Source organism: Ferrovibrio xuzhouensis (genome assembly GCF_042648965.1).
Classification (GTDB): domain Bacteria; phylum Pseudomonadota; class Alphaproteobacteria; order Ferrovibrionales; family Ferrovibrionaceae; genus Ferrovibrio; species Ferrovibrio xuzhouensis.
This window is the reverse complement of record NZ_JBHRYJ010000007.1, coordinates 46518-61662: the sequence shown is the minus strand read 5'-3', so window position 1 is coordinate 61662 and position 15145 is coordinate 46518. Positions and strand designations below refer to the sequence as shown.

General features: G+C 66.0%; 15 protein-coding genes. All 15 read left to right on the top strand.

Going from position 1 to position 15145, the window contains the following annotated elements; genetic code table 11:
* Nucleotides 1-62 precede the first annotated feature (62 nt).
* The 15 genes from ACFOOQ_RS21290 (at nt 63) to ACFOOQ_RS21220 (ending at nt 15145) form a co-directional block, all read left to right on the top strand.
* A complete protein-coding gene (locus ACFOOQ_RS21290; protein WP_120218166.1) occupies nt 63-398 on the top strand; it encodes a DUF736 domain-containing protein in 336 nt (111 codons plus the stop codon).
* Nucleotides 399-467: 69 nt separating this feature from the next.
* The gene (locus ACFOOQ_RS21285; RefSeq protein WP_379729726.1) at nt 468-1181 is read left to right on the top strand and encodes a lytic transglycosylase domain-containing protein; all 714 of its coding nucleotides are present in this window, start codon (nt 468-470) and stop codon (nt 1179-1181) included.
* Nucleotides 1182-1424: 243 nt separating this feature from the next.
* Nucleotides 1425-3164 carry a relaxase/mobilization nuclease domain-containing protein gene (locus ACFOOQ_RS21280; protein ID WP_379729724.1) on the top strand — a complete coding sequence of 580 codons (1740 nt, stop codon included), beginning with the start codon at nt 1425-1427 and terminating at the stop codon, nt 3162-3164.
* A 26-nt stretch (nt 3165-3190) separates the two neighbouring features.
* Nucleotides 3191-5182: a conjugal transfer protein TraG gene (locus ACFOOQ_RS21275; protein ID WP_379729723.1), complete on the top strand. Its 1992-nt coding sequence runs from the start codon at nt 3191-3193 to the stop codon at nt 5180-5182.
* A gap of 4 nt (nt 5183-5186) precedes the next feature.
* Nucleotides 5187-5633 (top strand): CopG family transcriptional regulator, encoded by a 447-nt coding sequence (locus ACFOOQ_RS21270; protein WP_120216242.1) that lies wholly within the window; start codon nt 5187-5189, stop codon nt 5631-5633.
* A 170-nt stretch (nt 5634-5803) separates the two neighbouring features.
* Complete coding sequence (gene trbB, locus ACFOOQ_RS21265) at nt 5804-6787, top strand: P-type conjugative transfer ATPase TrbB (RefSeq protein WP_120216243.1); 984 nt, start codon at nt 5804-5806, stop codon at nt 6785-6787.
* Nucleotides 6784-7116 carry a TrbC/VirB2 family protein gene (locus ACFOOQ_RS21260; RefSeq protein ID WP_120216244.1) on the top strand — a complete coding sequence of 111 codons (333 nt, stop codon included), beginning with the start codon at nt 6784-6786 and terminating at the stop codon, nt 7114-7116. The genes trbB and ACFOOQ_RS21260 overlap by 4 nt, the downstream gene beginning before the upstream one ends.
* Complete coding sequence (locus ACFOOQ_RS21255; protein WP_379729722.1) at nt 7116-7397, top strand: VirB3 family type IV secretion system protein; 282 nt, start codon at nt 7116-7118, stop codon at nt 7395-7397. Before ACFOOQ_RS21260 ends, ACFOOQ_RS21255 begins: the two co-directional genes overlap by 1 nt.
* A 14-nt stretch (nt 7398-7411) precedes the next feature.
* Nucleotides 7412-9859, top strand: a complete 2448-nt coding sequence (gene trbE, locus ACFOOQ_RS21250) for a conjugal transfer protein TrbE (RefSeq protein WP_379729721.1) — start codon at nt 7412-7414, stop codon at nt 9857-9859.
* 5 nt (nt 9860-9864) lie between these two features.
* Nucleotides 9865-10644, top strand: a complete 780-nt coding sequence (gene trbJ / locus ACFOOQ_RS21245; RefSeq protein WP_379729720.1) for a P-type conjugative transfer protein TrbJ — start codon at nt 9865-9867, stop codon at nt 10642-10644.
* 10 nt (nt 10645-10654) lie between these two features.
* Nucleotides 10655-10939: a putative entry exclusion protein TrbK-alt gene (gene trbK-alt / locus ACFOOQ_RS21240; RefSeq protein ID WP_120216247.1), complete on the top strand. Its 285-nt coding sequence runs from the start codon at nt 10655-10657 to the stop codon at nt 10937-10939.
* Nucleotides 10940-10942: 3 nt separating this feature from the next.
* Entirely contained in the window at nt 10943-12301 is a 1359-nt protein-coding gene (gene trbL, locus ACFOOQ_RS21235) for a P-type conjugative transfer protein TrbL (RefSeq protein WP_120216248.1), read from the top strand.
* The gene (trbF, locus tag ACFOOQ_RS21230; RefSeq protein WP_120216249.1) at nt 12298-12987 is read left to right on the top strand and encodes a conjugal transfer protein TrbF; all 690 of its coding nucleotides are present in this window, start codon (nt 12298-12300) and stop codon (nt 12985-12987) included. The genes trbL and trbF overlap by 4 nt, the downstream gene beginning before the upstream one ends.
* On the top strand, nt 12984-13964 hold the full coding sequence (trbG, locus tag ACFOOQ_RS21225; RefSeq protein ID WP_120216250.1) for a P-type conjugative transfer protein TrbG: 981 nt from the start codon (nt 12984-12986) through the stop codon (nt 13962-13964). Before trbF ends, trbG begins: the two co-directional genes overlap by 4 nt.
* Complete coding sequence (locus tag ACFOOQ_RS21220) at nt 13961-15145, top strand: TrbI/VirB10 family protein (RefSeq protein WP_379729719.1); 1185 nt, start codon at nt 13961-13963, stop codon at nt 15143-15145. The genes trbG and ACFOOQ_RS21220 overlap by 4 nt, the downstream gene beginning before the upstream one ends.

Genomic DNA, 15145 nt, shown 5'->3' with positions numbered 1-15145 from the left:
GACCAGCGGCGCTTGCACCGCCGCCGATCTCATCACCGCAGCACAATCGACAGGAGATCCGCATGACACAGATTGGAGAATTCACGAAGCTGAAGACCGGCTATTCCGGGCGCATACGCACGCTCAGCCTCGACATTGCCGTCGCTATCGTGACGGCGGAGGCGAGCGAAACCGAGAACGCGCCGGACTACCGCGTTCACGCCGAGAGCGAGGAAGGCCCAGAGATCGGCGCGGGCTGGAAACGCTCCAGCGACAAGGCCGGCGACTTCGTCTCGATCCAGCTCGACGATCCTACATTCCCGCAGCCGATCCGCGCCAATCTCTTCCAGAACGGCGACGACAAGACCTCCTGGTCGCTGCACTGGTCGCGTCCGCGCGACCGCGCCGAGAAGGACTGACCGATGCCCGCTCGCCGTCCATCGACGAGCCATCGGAGTGCGCATGGGCGGCATCACGCCGCCCGGCGCATGGCTCTCCTTCTCCTTTCCGGCCTGGCCCTCGCGGCCGGCGCGACCGGCACGGCTCTCGCGCAGTCAGCACCGGCGGCACGCACTGTCTCCCTCGATCCGCACGCAGCCTTCGTGGTCGAAGCCTCCCAGCGCTTCGGCATTCCCGAGCACTGGATCATCGCCGTCAAGCGCGCCGAAAGCGCGCGCGATGTGCGGGCGATATCGTCGGCCGGCGCACAGGGGCTGATGCAAGTCATGCCCGCCACATGGACCGAGCTTCGTGCGCGCTATGGCTTCGGCCGCGATCCTTATGACCCGCGCGATAACATTCACGCGGGCACGGCTTACCTGCGCGAAATGTACGACCGCTACGGCAACATCCCGGCGATGCTGGCCGCCTACAATGCAGGTCCGGCGCGCTACGACGACTACATTCAAAGGGGCCGTAAACTTCCGGCCGAAACGCGCGCTTACGTCGCGCTGCTCGCTCCGCAGCTTGACGCGACGTCGCCATCGAGCGCTCCGTCCATTGCGCCGCCACCGCCACCCGATTGGCGCGAGGCGCCGCTTTTCGTCGTGCGTTCCACCGCCGCCGGTTCAGTCGTTTCACCGCCGGGCAACACGCATCCGGACGATAGCCGCGCCTCCGTCGCGGCGGGTTCGCCCGATGCCATCGACAGGTCGAATGCGCCCCTCGTCGTCGCTCGTTCCGACCAGGGAGCGCCACAATGAGCCCCGCAAGCGTCTTTCGCGCTCTATCGTGGCCCAGCGCAACATGGAGAGCGCAACGGAGGGAGGCAGGCAGAACAACCGTACGATGGCAGGATAAAAGGCCGCACATTGTGCGTCGGTCGGGCGGTTGTTTTTGCTCAGGTTTCCGGCGCGCTCCGCACGTTGCCACGCGCTGGCGCAATGTGCGCTGGACGCCCAACATCCTGTATCAGCGCGGATTTTCGCACATTGCGGGCTCGCGTCATGGCCGATGACCACGAGTTTCGCGTTCGGCCTGGGCGCATCCGCTCGAGACGCGCGCAATCGGCCCGCCCATTCATCGCGCAGGCGCTCGCCGCGGCGAAAAAGGCCGGCGGCGGCGTCTCGCGTTCCGGGCGCATCACCTCCGCCAGTCGCTCGCGCTTTGGCCGAGGACAGCGCGCCAGCATCCAGGCGAACCGCCTGATCACGGCGCGCACACGCGGCGCGGTCATCAAGGCCCGTGTCGTCCGGCACTCCGGCCGTGTTGCACCGCTCGGCACGCATCTCGATTATCTGCGCCGCGATGGCGTGACCCGGGATGGAGAAAAGGCGCGGCTGTTCGGGCCGGGCACGGAGGAAGCGGACGGGCGCAGTTTCGCCCAGCGGTGTGAGGACGACCGTCATCATTTCCGCTTCATCGTCTCGCCGGACGACGCCGTGGAGATGTCGGACCTGAAGTCCTTCACCCGCGATCTGATCGGCCAGATCGAGAAGGACCTCGATACGCGGCTCGATTGGGTCGCGGTCGATCACTGGAACACCGAGCATCCTCACATCCACCTGATCGTGCGCGGCGTCCGCGACGACAGCCAGGACCTCGTGATTTCCCGCGACTACATCAAGGAAGGCATGCGCGACCGAGCGCGCGACTTCATCACCCAGGAACTGGGGCCACGCACCGATCTCGACATCCGCCGCGCTCTCGAGCGCCAGATCGAGGCGGAGCGCTGGACGCAGCTCGACCGGCAGCTCGTCCGCGACGCCGGCAAATCCGGCATCATCGATCTTGCTCCGCATGCCGACCGCCAGCCCGACGAATTCCATACCCTGAAAGTCGGGCGGCTGCGCAGGCTGGAAGTGTTTGGCATCGCCGGACAGGCCGGTCCTGGGCAATGGTTCATCAAACCCGAAGCCGAAACGGTCCTGCGCGAACTTGGCGAGCGCGGCGACATCATCAAGCGGCTGCACCGCGCGCTCACGGAACGCGGCATCGAACGCGGCTCGGCAAACTACGTCCTGGCTGGCGAAAGCCTCGATACTCCCGTCATCGGCCGCCTGGTCGAACGCGGCCTCGACGACGAGCTGAAGGGGACTGCCTATGCCGTGGTCGATGGCGTCGATGGCCGGACCCATCATATTCGCCTGCCGCATCTCGACGCGGCGGGCGACAGCGCGCCGGGTTCGATCGTCGAGTTGCGCACCTTCGAGGATGCGCGCGACGAACGCCGCGTGGCGCTCGCCGTCCGTTCAGATCTCGATCTCCAGCATCAAGTGAGCGCCACCGGCGCGACCTGGCTCGACCGACAATCCATCGCCCGCGAGCCCATCGCCATGGCGGATGGCGGCTTCGGCGCCGAGGTGCGGCAGGCGATGCAGCAACGCGCGGACCATCTGGTCGGCGAAGGTCTCGCCGAGCGACAGGGCCGGCGCGTCATCTTCACCCGCAACCTGATCGATACGCTTCGCCGCCGCGAGGTCGGTGCCGTGGCCGATAAGCTGGCGAAGGAAACGGGCCAACCGTTCAAGCCGGCCGGCAATGGCGAATACGTCGCCGGCGCCTATCGCCAGCGCCTGACCCTCGCATCCGGCCGCTTCGCCATGATCGATGACGGTCTTGGGTTCCAGCTCGTGCCCTGGTCGCCGTCCCTCGAAAGCCAGCTTGGCAAGCACGTCTCCGGCGTCGCCCGCGGCGACGGCGGCGTCGACTGGAGTTTCGGCCGCAAGCGGGGGCTCGGCCTCTAATCACCTGACAAGAAAGGACCGCTGCAATGTCCGCGACCAAAATCCTCTGGGGGCAGATCGCCGTCGTCTTCCTGATCGTGCTGCTCACCACCTGGGCGGCAACGCAATATGTGGCATGGAGCCTCGGCTTCCAGGCTCAGCTCGGTGCGCCTTGGTTCGTCCTCCTGGGCGTGCCGATCTACTATCCGCCGGCCTTCTTCTGGTGGTGGTATTTCTATGACGCCTATGCGCCGGAAGTTTTCGCCAAGGGCGGGATGATCGCGGCGTCGGGCGGCTTCATCGCCGTCGCCGTCGCCATCGGCATGTCAGTCTGGCGCGCACGCGAAGCGAAGAACGCCGCGACCTACGGCTCCGCGCGATGGGCTGAAAAGGAGGAAGTGAAGTCGGCGGGCTTGCTCAATCCCGATGGCGTCGTGCTCGGCCGCTATGACCGCGACTATCTGCGCCATGACGGACCCGAGCATGTCCTGTGTTTCGCGCCGACGCGGTCGGGCAAGGGCGTCGGCCTGGTCGTACCGTCACTGCTAACCTGGCCGGGCTCGGCCATCGTCCACGACATCAAAGGGGAAAACTGGCAGCTCACCGCAGGCTTTCGCGCCCGACATGGCCGCGTGCTGCTGTTCGATCCGACCAACCCGAAATCGTCAGCCTATAATCCGCTGCTCGAGGTGCGGCGCGGCGAGTGGGAAGTCCGCGACGTCCAGAACATCGCCGACATCCTCGTCGATCCCGAAGGGTCGCTCGAAAAGCGAAACCACTGGGAAAAGACCAGTCACGCCCTGCTGGTCGGCGCGATCCTGCACGTCCTCTATGCCGATGACGACAAGACGCTCGCCGGTGTCGCCGCCTTCCTCTCCGATCCGAAGCGCCCGATCGAGTCGACCCTCGACGCGATGATGAAGACCAGCCACCTCGGCGAAGCGGGACCGCACCCGGTCATTGCCAGCGCCGCGCGTGAGTTGCTGAACAAATCCGACAACGAACGGTCCGGCGTGCTCAGCACCGCCATGTCGTTTCTCGGCCTCTACCGCGATCCTGTCGTGGCCGAGGTGACACGGCGCTGCGATTGGCGGATCAACGACATGGTGGGTGGCAAGCTTCCGACCACCCTCTACCTCGTCGTGCCGCCCTCCGACATCAACCGCACCAAGCCGCTCATCCGCCTGATCCTTAATCAGGTTGGTCGCCGGCTCACCGAGGATTTGCAGGCAAAGGCGGGGCGTCATCGGATACTGCTCATGCTCGACGAATTTCCCGCGCTCGGCCGTCTCGATTTCTTCGAGAGCGCGCTGGCGTTCATGGCAGGCTACGGCCTCAAAAGCTTCCTGATCGCGCAGTCGCTGAACCAGATCGAGAAGGCTTATGGCCCCAACAACTCGATCCTCGACAACTGCCATGTCCGCGTTTCGTTCGCCACCAACGACGAACGTACCGCCAAGCGTGTCTCCGATGCCCTCGGGACAGCGACCGAGATGAAGGCGATGAAGAATTACGCCGGCCATCGGCTTTCACCCTGGCTCGGCCACCTGATGGTGTCGCGCTCGGAGACCGCGCGCCAGTTGCTGACACCCGGCGAAATCATGCAACTGCCGCCGACCGACGAGATCGTCATGGTCGCCGGAACGCCGCCGATCCGGGCGAAGAAGGCGCGCTACTACGAGGATGTCCGCTTCAAGGAACGCATCCTGCCGCCACCTGAACTGGCACGGCCCGCCGAAGGTCGACCGGACGACTGGAGCAGGCTGCGGATCCCGGCTCGCCCGGACACGAGCGACAGCGCCGACCCAACGGTCATCTCCGACGAGGAAGAAGATTCGACTGAGTCCGAGCGTCGCCATCAGCCTGAACTCAGCCGGGTGAAGCCCGTCGAGAAGATGGCGCCGATCGACAACGAATTCGAGTTCGGTCTGCCCGATGACACTGAGGATGACGCCGCACGCAATCAGCGCCTGACTCGCGCGATGGGTGGCGTTGCCCGCCAGGTCTCGCTCGATCCCAATGACGGCATGGAACTGTAGCATCATGACTAGCCGCAAGAAAAAGGTGCAAATCTCCGTCTATCTCGACCCCGACATCATGGCGATGCTCACCGACTATGCCGCGCGGCGCGAACAATCGCTCTCCCTGATCGCCGAGGCGGCCATCGCGTCCTTCCTGTCGCCGGACGATGCGCAGCGGCGGGAGGCCGTCGTCGCCAAACGCCTCGACCAGATCGACCGCCGCCTCACGCGCATGGAGCGCGATGTCGGAATCTCCGTCGAGACCATGGCCGTGTTCATCCGGTTCTGGCTCACCACGACGCCGGCACTGCCCGAGACCGCCGCCCAGGCCGCGCGGGCCATGGTCGGGAAGCGCTACGAGGCTTTCATCACGGCGCTTGGACGTCGATTGGCGCAAGGGCCGAAGCTCCGGCAGGAGATCGTCGAAGATGTAGGCGAATCGCCGACGGGAGAGACGGCGAGCGGTTGATAGAATCCGCTGGCCCGGGATCAAGAGCAGCGCCTCACCGCCGTTCTCCTGTATTTGCACGCCACGCTACTACGACGACCGATACTTGTTGAACCGATCCGTTTCCGGGCTCTTTTAATCACCCCGATCCGGGGACCATCTGTTTTGCCCCGTCAGGAAGCGGGGCAGAAATGACCACAACCAGCCAGAAGCCGGAAGCTCTCGCGCGTGGTGCGCGAATGCTGCGCACGGCGCTCGGTTCGACCATCACCCATCTGCTCGAAGACCCATCCGTCGTCGAGGTGATGTTGAACCCGGACGGTCGCCTCTGGGTGGATCGACTGTCGGAGGGCCTTGCCGATACGGGAGAGCGGCTGTCCGCCGCCGATGGCGAACGCATCGTGCGCCTCGTCGCGCACCATGTCGGCGCCGAGGTCCACCCGCGCAGCCCGCGCGTCTCGGCCGAACTGCCCGAGACCGGCGAGCGGTTCGAGGGCCTGCTGCCGCCCGTTGTCGCCGCGCCAACCTTCGCCATCCGCAAGCCTGCCGTCGCGGTCTTCACGCTCGATAACTATGTGGCAGCCGGCATCATGAATGCCGACCAGGCCGCGACGCTGCGCACGGCGGTCGTCTCGCGCGCCAACATCCTTGTCGCGGGCGGCACCTCCACCGGCAAGACCACGCTCACCAATGCGCTCCTCGCCGAGGTCGCGAAATCATCCGATCGCGTCGTCATCATCGAGGACACGCGCGAGCTGCAATGTGCCGCACCCAACCTCGTCGCCATGCGGACCAAAGAGGGCGTCGCCACGCTCTCCGAGCTGGTCCGATCCTCGCTGCGTCTGCGCCCCGATCGCATCCCCATCGGCGAGGTGCGCGGGGCGGAAGCCCTCGACCTCCTCAAAGCCTGGGGCACCGGCCATCCGGGTGGAATCGGGACGATCCATGCCGGCACCGGAATCGGAGCGCTACGACGCCTCGAACAACTCATTCAAGAGGCCGTCGTCACCGTCCCGCGCGCGCTGATTGCCGAGACCATCGACATCGTGGCCGTCCTGTCGGGTCGCGGCTCCGCACGCCGGCTGGCCGAACTCACCCGCGTCGAAGGGCTCGGCCCCGACGGCGACTACCGCGTCGTCCCCGCACACCCCGCCAGCACAGGAGACCCTAAATGATCCTCACCACCCTGCGCGCTCGCCGCGTCATCGCGGCGGCGGTCGCCTTTACCTATATCAATCTCGTCCTCGTCCCCGCCGCCCATGCCTCCGGCTCGTCCATGCCATGGGAAGCCCCGCTTCAGAAAATTCTCGAATCCATCGAGGGGCCGGTCGCCAAGATCGTCGCCGTCATCATCATCATCGCCACCGGCCTGGCGTTGGCGTTCGGCGACACCTCGGGCGGCTTTCGCAAGCTGATCCAGATCGTCTTCGGCCTGTCGATCGCGTTTGCGGCCAGCTCGTTCTTCCTGTCGTTCTTCTCGTTCGGCGGCGGGGCGCTCGTCTGATGGCAACGAGCTTTGAGCAGCTCGACGCCGTGCCGGGTTTCACGATCCAGGTCCACCGGGCGCTAACCGAGCACATCCTGCTCGGCGGCGCACCGAGGAGCATTGCCATCCTGAATGGCACGCTGGCCGGGGCTGTGGGTCTCGGCCTGCGCATTTGGCTCGTTGGCCTCGCCATCTGGGCCATCGGCCACTTCGCGGCAGTCTGGGCGGCGAAGCGCGATCCGCTCTTCGTAGAGGTCGGCCGCCGTCATCTGCGCATTCCCGCTCACCTGTCCGTCTGAGGAGGCACATCGCGATGATGAACCTTGCCGAATATCGCCGCACCGCAGCCCGTCTCTCGGACTATCTGCCCTGGGCTGCGCTCGTCGCCGAAGGCGTGGCCCTTAACAAGGACGGGAGCTTCCAGCGCACGGCGCGCTTCCGTGGTCCCGACCTGGATTCCGCCGTCGCGGCCGAGCTGGTCGCCGTCGCCGGGCGGCTCAACAACGCATTCCGCCGGCTCGGTTCGGGCTGGGCGATCTTCGTCGAGGCGCAGCGCCACGAAGCATCGACCTATCCGTCCAGCCTGTTTCCCGACGCCGCCGCGGCCCTCCTCGATGCCGAGCGCAAGGCCGATTTCGAGGAAGCCGGCGCGCACTACATCTCCGGCTACTACCTCACCGTCACCTATCTGCCGCCGGCCGAAGACGCCGCACGCACAGAGGCTTGGCTCTACGAGGGACGCGAGCGCGGCGGCATCGATCCGAAGGAGGTCCTCAACACATTCATCGATCGTACCGATCGCGTGCTCGCGCTGCTCGACGGCTTCATGCCCGAATGCGCCTGGCTCGATAGCAGCGAGACGCTGACCTATCTCCATTCGACAGTTTCGACCAAGCGGCACCGCGTCCGCGTGCCGGAAACCCCGATCTATCTCGATGCGCTGCTCGCCGATCAGCCGCTGACCGGCGGCCTCGAGCCGCGTCTCGGAACGGCCCATCTGCGCATTCTCACCATCGTCGGCTTTCCGACCGTGACCACGCCCGGCATCCTCGACGATCTCAATCGTCTCGCCTTTCCCTACCGCTGGTCGACACGCGCGATCCTGCTCGACAAGACCGACGCGACCAAGCTGCTGACCAAGATTCGGCGACAATGGTTCGCCAAGCGCAAATCGATCGCGGCGATCCTCAAGGAGGTAATGACCAACGAAGCGTCCGCGCTGGTCGATACCGACGCTTCCAACAAGGCTGCCGATGCAGACCTCGCTCTTCAGGAACTCGGCGCCGACTTTGCCGGCCAGGCTTATGTGACCGCCACGGTCGCGATCTGGGACGACGATCCACGCATCGCCGACGAGAAACTGCGGCTCGTCGAGAAGGTCATTCAAGGCCGTGACTTCACGGCAATGACCGAAACCATCAATGCCGTCGATGCCTGGTTGGGGTCATTGCCAGGGCACGTTTACGCCAATGTGCGCCAGCCCCCCATCTCGACGCTGAATCTCGCCCACATGATCCCGCTTTCGGCGGTGTGGGCGGGGCCGGAACGGGACGAGCATTTCGGGTCGCCCCCCTTGCTGTTCGGCAAGACCGAGGGCTCTACCCCGTTCCGGTTTTCCCTGCATGTCGGCGACGTCGGCCATACGCTCGTCGTCGGCCCCACCGGCGCGGGCAAATCCGTACTGCTCGCCGTCATGGCCTTGCAATTCCGCCGCTACGTCAATTCGCAGGTCTTTGCCTTCGACTTCGGCGGCTCGATCCGCGCCGCCGTGCTCGCCATGGGCGGGGATTGGCATGATCTCGGCGGCGACCTCACCGATGGCGTGGAGTCCTCGGTCTCGCTGCAACCGCTCGCGCGCATTCACGACACGCCGGAACGCGGCTGGGCGGCCGACTGGATCGCCGCGATCCTGATCCGCGAAGGCATCGCCATCACGCCGGATGTGAAAGAGCATCTCTGGACGGCGCTCACCTCACTGGCCTCGGCCCCGATCGAGGAGCGCACCATCACCGGCCTCACGGTGTTGCTGCAATCAAACGACCTGAAGCAGGCGCTGCGGCCCTATTGCGTCGGCGGCGCCTATGGCCGGCTGCTCGATGCGGAAGCCGAACATCTCGGCGCAGCATCGGTGCAGGCGTTCGAGATCGAGGGACTGGTCGGGACCGGCGCCGCGCCCGCCGTGCTCTCCTATCTCTTCCATCGCATTGGCGATCGCTTCGACGGGCGGCCGACCCTGCTCATCATCGACGAGGGCTGGCTCGCGCTCGATGACGACGCTTTCTCCGGGCAACTGCGCGAGTGGCTGAAGACCCTGCGCAAGAAGAACGCCAGTGTCATCTTCGCCACGCAGTCGCTGTCGGACATCGACAACAGCGGCATCGCCCCCGCCATCATCGAGAGCTGCCCGACGCGATTGCTGCTGCCGAACGAACGCGCGATCGAGCCGCAGATCACCGCGATCTATCGGCGCTTCGGGCTCAACGACCGCCAGATCGAGATCCTCGCCCGCGCCACGCCCAAGCGGGATTATTACTGCCAGTCGCGGCGCGGCAATCGCCTGTTCGAGCTGGGCCTGTCCGAAGTCGGCCTCGCCCTCGCGGCCGCCTCCTCCAAGACCGACCAGTCCGAGATCGGGCGCACCGTCGCCGAGCATGGCCGCGAGGGCTTCCTCTCCGCCTGGCTACGTCTGCGCGGCGCCGGGTGGGCCGCGGATCTCATCCCCGACCTGACGAACCTCATCCCCCAGCCTGAGAAGGAGTAGAGACCATGACGACCCAACGCTCACGTCGGCGCGCGCTTTCGCTCGCGGCAGTCATCCTGGCGATGCCACTCGCCGCGTCGCTTATGCTGACCGCGCCAGCACACGCGCAGTTCGGCTTCGGCGGTATCGTCTATGACCCTACCAACTACGCCCAGAACGTCCTGACGGCGGCGCGCTCCCTCGAGCAGATCAACAACCAGATCCGCTCGCTCCAGAACGAGGCGCAAAGCCTCATCAACCAGGCCAAGAATCTGGCGAACCTGCCCTATTCGGCGCTCCAGCAGATTCAGCAAAACGTCCAGCGCACGCAGCAGCTTCTCAGCCAAGCGCAGAACATCGCCTTCGACGTCCAGAACGTCGACCAGATGTTCCAGCAGCAATATGGTGGCGTCTCGCTTTCGGCCTCCGATGCCAAGCTCGTCACCGACGCCCGCTCGCGCTGGCAGAACACCGTGGGCGGCTTGCAGGACGCCATGCGGGTGCAGGCCGGCGTCGTCGGCAATATCGACAGCAACCGCACGCAGATGTCCAACCTCGTCAGCCAGAGCCAGGGCGCGCAAGGCGCATTGCAGGCGACCCAGGCCGGCAACCAACTTCTCGCGCTTCAATCTCAGCAGCTTTCCGATCTGGTTGCGCTGATCTCCGCCAATGGCCGCTCCGAGGCGCTCACCGAGGCCGAGCGTGCCGCTGCCGCCGACCAAGGCCGTGAGCAGCGGCGCCGCTTCCTGACGCCTGGTTCGGGCTACCAGCCCGGCAACGCGCAGATGTTCGGCAACGGCAACTGAGGGTGCAGCCATGGACGGCAAGATGCTGGCCCGGTTGGGCGCCGTCGTCTTCGTCGCCGTCGCCATCACGGCGACGGCGATCGAGATGACCCGGAATGAGACGCCTCCGGAGATGGGGCACGCCCGCGTTGTCGAACCCGCGCGTGATCCGCTGCGCGAAGAGCAGCGCCGGTGCCAGCAGCTTGGCCAGGCTGCGGCGAGCGATACCGACTGCATGCGCGTCTGGGCCGAGAGCCGTGATCGCTTCCTTGGCCGCCCTCCGGCACCTGCCGTCCCGACAACAGAAGGACGGTGAACCATGGGCGGCGCAGGCGTCATCGACAATTTCCTCGGGGTCTTCACCTCCTACATCAACAGCGGCTTCGGACTGCTCGGCGGCGAGGTCGCGTTCATCGCTACGACGCTGATCGTCATCGATGTGACGCTTGCCGCCCTGTTCTGGAGCTGGGGCGCGGAAGACGACATCATCGCCCGGCTCGTGAAGAAGACGCTCTTCGTCGGCGTCTTCGCCTATCTCATCGGCAACTGGAACAACCTCGCCAAGATCGTCTTCGACTCGTTCGCGGGATTGGGCCTCAAAGCTTCGGGCACCAGCTTCACCGCGCAGGATCTGATGCGTCCCGGCAAAGTGGCGCAGACCGGGCTGGACGCCGCGCGCCCCTTGCTCGAATCCATCTCCGACCTGATGGGTTGGATCGCGTTCTTCGAGAACTTCATCCAGATCGCCTGCCTGCTCTTCGCCTGGGCGTTGGTGCTGCTCGCCTTCTTCATCCTGGCGATCCAGCTCTTCGTTACCTTGATCGAATTCAAGCTGACGACGCTGGCGGGCTTCGTCCTCATCCCTTTCGGCCTTTTCGGCAAGACCGCTTTCATGGCTGAGCGTGTCCTCGGCAATGTCGTCTCGTCCGGTATCAAGGTCCTCGTTCTCGCGGTCATTATCGGCATCGGCTCGACGTTGTTCAGCCAGTTCACGGCCGGCTTCGGCGGTGCAACGCCCACGATCGACGACGCCATGGCGATTGTCCTCGCCGCGCTATCGCTGCTCGGTCTCGGCATCTTCGGTCCCGGCATCGCTGCCGGTCTGGTCAGCGGCGGACCGCAACTCGGCGCCGGTGCGGCTGTCGGCACCGGGCTTGCCGTCGGTGGGGCTGCGCTCGCAGCTGGTGGCGCGGCAGGCCTTGCCATGAAGGGAGGAGCGGCTGCGATGTCCGGCGGTGCTGCCGCCGTGCGGGGTGGAGCGGCTGCCGCAGGCGGAGCCGCCGCTGCCTACAGCGTCGGCTCGCTCGGCCAGTCCGGAGCCGCTGGCGTCGCCTCTGGTCTCGGCGGCGTCGCCCGCGCGACCGGAGCGGCCACAGTGTCACCCCTGAAGCGCGCGACGGCGCGCGCCGCCGAAGGCGTCAAGTCCAGCTTCTCGGAAGGCGCCAAGGCCGGTTTCGGCGCGACCGGTGGCTCTTCGACCATGGGCGCCATCCCTGGGTCCGGGACGACAGGCGAAGCCGCGGCAACGCCCCGCGACGGCCAGCCCGACTGGGCAAAGCGCATGAAGCGCGGCCAGTCCCTCAGCCACGGAGCCACCCTCGCCGCCCATGCCGTCCGCTCCGGTGACGGCCATGGCGGCGGCTCCTCCGTCAACCTCTCCGAAAGTGACCGCTCATGAACCTCTTCAAACGGCCCTCCGCTCACTATGGGAAATCGCCCGAACCCGAAACGCCCTATCAGAAGGCCGCCCAGGTCTGGGACGAACGAATTGGTTCGGCCCGCATACAGGCCAGAAACTGGCGCATCATGGCCTTCGGCTCGCTGTTCCTGTCGGCCGGTTTCGCCGCCGCACTGGTCTGGCAGTCGGCGCGCGGCACCGTCGTCCCCTGGGTCGTGCAGGTCGATCGTCTCGGCCAAGCGCAATCGGTGGCACCGGCGACGGCCGATTACCGGCCGACCGATCCGCAGGTAGCCTGGCATCTCGCCCGCTTCATCGAGCAGGTCAGAAGCATCCCCGCCGATCCGATCATCGTGCGGCAGAACTGGCTGCGCGCCTATGAATGGACCACCGACCGCGGCGCAGGCGCGCTGAACGACTATGCCCGCACCAACGACCCATTCACCAAGGTCGGCAAGCAACAAATCGCCGTCGAAGTATCGAGCGTCATCCGTGCCTCCCAGGATTCCTTCCGCGTCGCCTGGACGGAGAAGCGTTACGAGAACGGCCAGCTCGCCGAGACCGAACGCTGGACCGCGATTCTGACCATCGTCATCCAGACGCCGCGTGACGCCGAACGGCTGCGCGCCAATCCACTCGGGATCTACGTCAACGCTATCAACTGGTCGCGGGAGATGTCCCAATGAGCGGGCCTCGCCGTAGGCCCGGCTTTCCGGCTGTACGTAAATCCGCTTTGGCGATGGTGCTGCTTTCTGCCACCATGCTGGCGGGATGCGCGACGTTCAAGCCGCCCACCATCAGCTATGACAGTGACGTGCCACCTCTGCCGGCGGTGCCGACTCCAGTCACCGAGCAACCGCCGCGGCCGTTGCATACGCCGCCCGCCTGGACGCCCGCGCATGGCGGAACCGCCGCGAACACGCCAAGCGGCCGCGTCGAGAACGCCAACGCCGCCGCCCGCGTCGAACCGCGCCGCGAGGGCTACTACAATGCGATCCAGATCTATCCGTGGAGCGAAGGCGCGCTCTATCAGGTCTATGCGGCACCCGGTCAGATCACCAACATCGCGCTCGAACCCGGCGAAAGACTGACCGGCGCTGGCCCGATCGCCGCCGGCGACACCGCCCGCTGGATCATCGGCGATACCGAGAGCGGTTCCGGCCTCTCGCGCCGCGTCCACATCCTCGTCAAGCCGACGCGCCCCGACATCACCACGAACCTCGTCATCACGACCGACCGCCGCATCTACATGCTCGAACTCAGGGCGGAAGCGAAGCCGTACATGCCAGCCGTGGCATGGGCCTATCCCGTGCCCCCGGCATCGCAGCGCGCCAACACCCCGGCGACACCGATCATTCCCGCAGCCGCCGCACGTCACTATCGATACGGCATCACCGGCGACACACCGCCCTGGCGGCCGGTCTCCGTTTATGACGACGGCCGGCGGGTCTATGTCGAGTTTCCGCGCGGCATCGTCCAGGGCGAAATGCCGCCCATCTTCGTCCTCGGCGCCGACGGCGAACCCCAGCTCGTCAACAGCCGCATCTACCAGAACATCCTGATCGTGGACCGCATCTTCGGCGCCGCCGAGTTGCGTCTCGGCGGCGGCAACCGCCAGCAAACCGTCAGGATCGTGCGAACCGATGGGAAGCCTGCATCATGAGTGATACCGACAACGACACCCCCGAACCACGGCAGCCATCGGGGCCTTTTGTCGATTCAACATCGCCCATGCGCCTGCGCGCCGAGTCTCCGCGCGTCACGCGGCTGTCGCGCAAGGTGCTCGCTGGCGCGGCCGCCGTTGCCCTTGTCGGCATCGGCGGTTCCCTCATCTACGCGCTCCAGACCCGCGATCCCGGCAAGAGCGGCGATGAACTCTATTCGACCGATAATCGCGCCACGGCCGATGGCCTGGCCGGCTTGCCGCGCGATTATACCGGGCCTGTGCTTGGTCCGGCGCTACCGGGAGATCTCGGCCGCCCGATTGTCAGTGCACAGAACCAGGGCCAGCCTGTCGTACCGCCCGCCATGGCACCCCCGCAGGCTGACCCCGAGGAGCAACGCCGTCTCGCCGAGCTGGAAGCGGCGCGCACCAGCCAGGTGTTTTTCGATGCTGGCCCGGTCTCAACGTCGGCATCCGTCGGCATGACCAGCCCCGGCCTTGCCGGTGTGGGAACAGGTGCGCAACCAGGCACCCAGACCGCGCAGGATCGCCAGCTTGCCTTCCTCAACGCTCCCGTCGACCGCCGCACCATTGCCGCCGACCGCATCATGGCGCCGGCGTCGCCTTATGTCCTCCAGGCGGGCGCGGTCATCTCGGCCGCCCTCATCACCGGCATTCGTTCCGATCTGCCGGGGCAGATCACCGCCCAGGTGACTGAAAATATCTATGACAGCCCGACCGGGCGCATCCTCGTCGTTCCGCAAGGAACGCGCATCATCGGCGAATACAGCAACGACGTCGGCTTCGGACAGCGTCGTATCCTCTTGGTGTGGAGCCGCCTCATATTCCCCAACGGACGCTCGATCGTGCTCGAACGCCAGCCCGGCGCAGACACGCAGGGCTATGCCGGTCTGGAGGATGGGGTCGATTACCACTGGTGGGATCTCGCCAAGGCCGCTGGCCTCTCGACGCTTCTTTCGGTCGGGGCCGAACTCGCCGTCGACGACCAGGACCGACTTTTGCGCGCAATCCGCAACGGCGGACAGGACACCATCAACGACGCAGGCCAGCAGATCATCCGCCGCCAGCTCAATATTGCGCCGACGCTGACCATCCGGCCGGGTTTCCCGGTCAGGGTGATCGTCACCCGCGATCTCGTCCTCGAACCCTACGGAGGCTGA

Excerpts from the sequence above, each read along its gene's own strand:
- ACFOOQ_RS21275 (WP_379729723.1), top strand. The coding sequence starts at position 3,191 with ATGTCCGCGACCAAAATCCTCTGGGGGCAGATCGCCGTCGTCTTCCTG.
- trbK-alt (WP_120216247.1), top strand. The coding sequence starts at position 10,655 with ATGGACGGCAAGATGCTGGCCCGGTTGGGCGCCGTCGTCTTCGTCGCC.
- ACFOOQ_RS21260 (WP_120216244.1), top strand. The coding sequence starts at position 6,784 with ATGATCCTCACCACCCTGCGCGCTCGCCGCGTCATCGCGGCGGCGGTC.
- ACFOOQ_RS21270 (WP_120216242.1), top strand. The coding sequence starts at position 5,187 with ATGACTAGCCGCAAGAAAAAGGTGCAAATCTCCGTCTATCTCGACCCC.
- trbJ (WP_379729720.1), top strand. The coding sequence starts at position 9,865 with ATGACGACCCAACGCTCACGTCGGCGCGCGCTTTCGCTCGCGGCAGTC.
- ACFOOQ_RS21290 (WP_120218166.1), top strand. The coding sequence starts at position 63 with ATGACACAGATTGGAGAATTCACGAAGCTGAAGACCGGCTATTCCGGG.
- trbE (WP_379729721.1), top strand. The coding sequence starts at position 7,412 with ATGATGAACCTTGCCGAATATCGCCGCACCGCAGCCCGTCTCTCGGAC.
- trbF (WP_120216249.1), top strand. The coding sequence starts at position 12,298 with ATGAACCTCTTCAAACGGCCCTCCGCTCACTATGGGAAATCGCCCGAA.
- ACFOOQ_RS21255 (WP_379729722.1), top strand. The coding sequence starts at position 7,116 with ATGGCAACGAGCTTTGAGCAGCTCGACGCCGTGCCGGGTTTCACGATC.
- ACFOOQ_RS21280 (WP_379729724.1), top strand. The coding sequence starts at position 1,425 with ATGGCCGATGACCACGAGTTTCGCGTTCGGCCTGGGCGCATCCGCTCG.
- trbB (WP_120216243.1), top strand. The coding sequence starts at position 5,804 with ATGACCACAACCAGCCAGAAGCCGGAAGCTCTCGCGCGTGGTGCGCGA.
- trbG (WP_120216250.1), top strand. The coding sequence starts at position 12,984 with ATGAGCGGGCCTCGCCGTAGGCCCGGCTTTCCGGCTGTACGTAAATCC.
- trbL (WP_120216248.1), top strand. The coding sequence starts at position 10,943 with ATGGGCGGCGCAGGCGTCATCGACAATTTCCTCGGGGTCTTCACCTCC.
- ACFOOQ_RS21285 (WP_379729726.1), top strand. The coding sequence starts at position 468 with ATGGCTCTCCTTCTCCTTTCCGGCCTGGCCCTCGCGGCCGGCGCGACC.
- ACFOOQ_RS21220 (WP_379729719.1), top strand. The coding sequence starts at position 13,961 with ATGAGTGATACCGACAACGACACCCCCGAACCACGGCAGCCATCGGGG.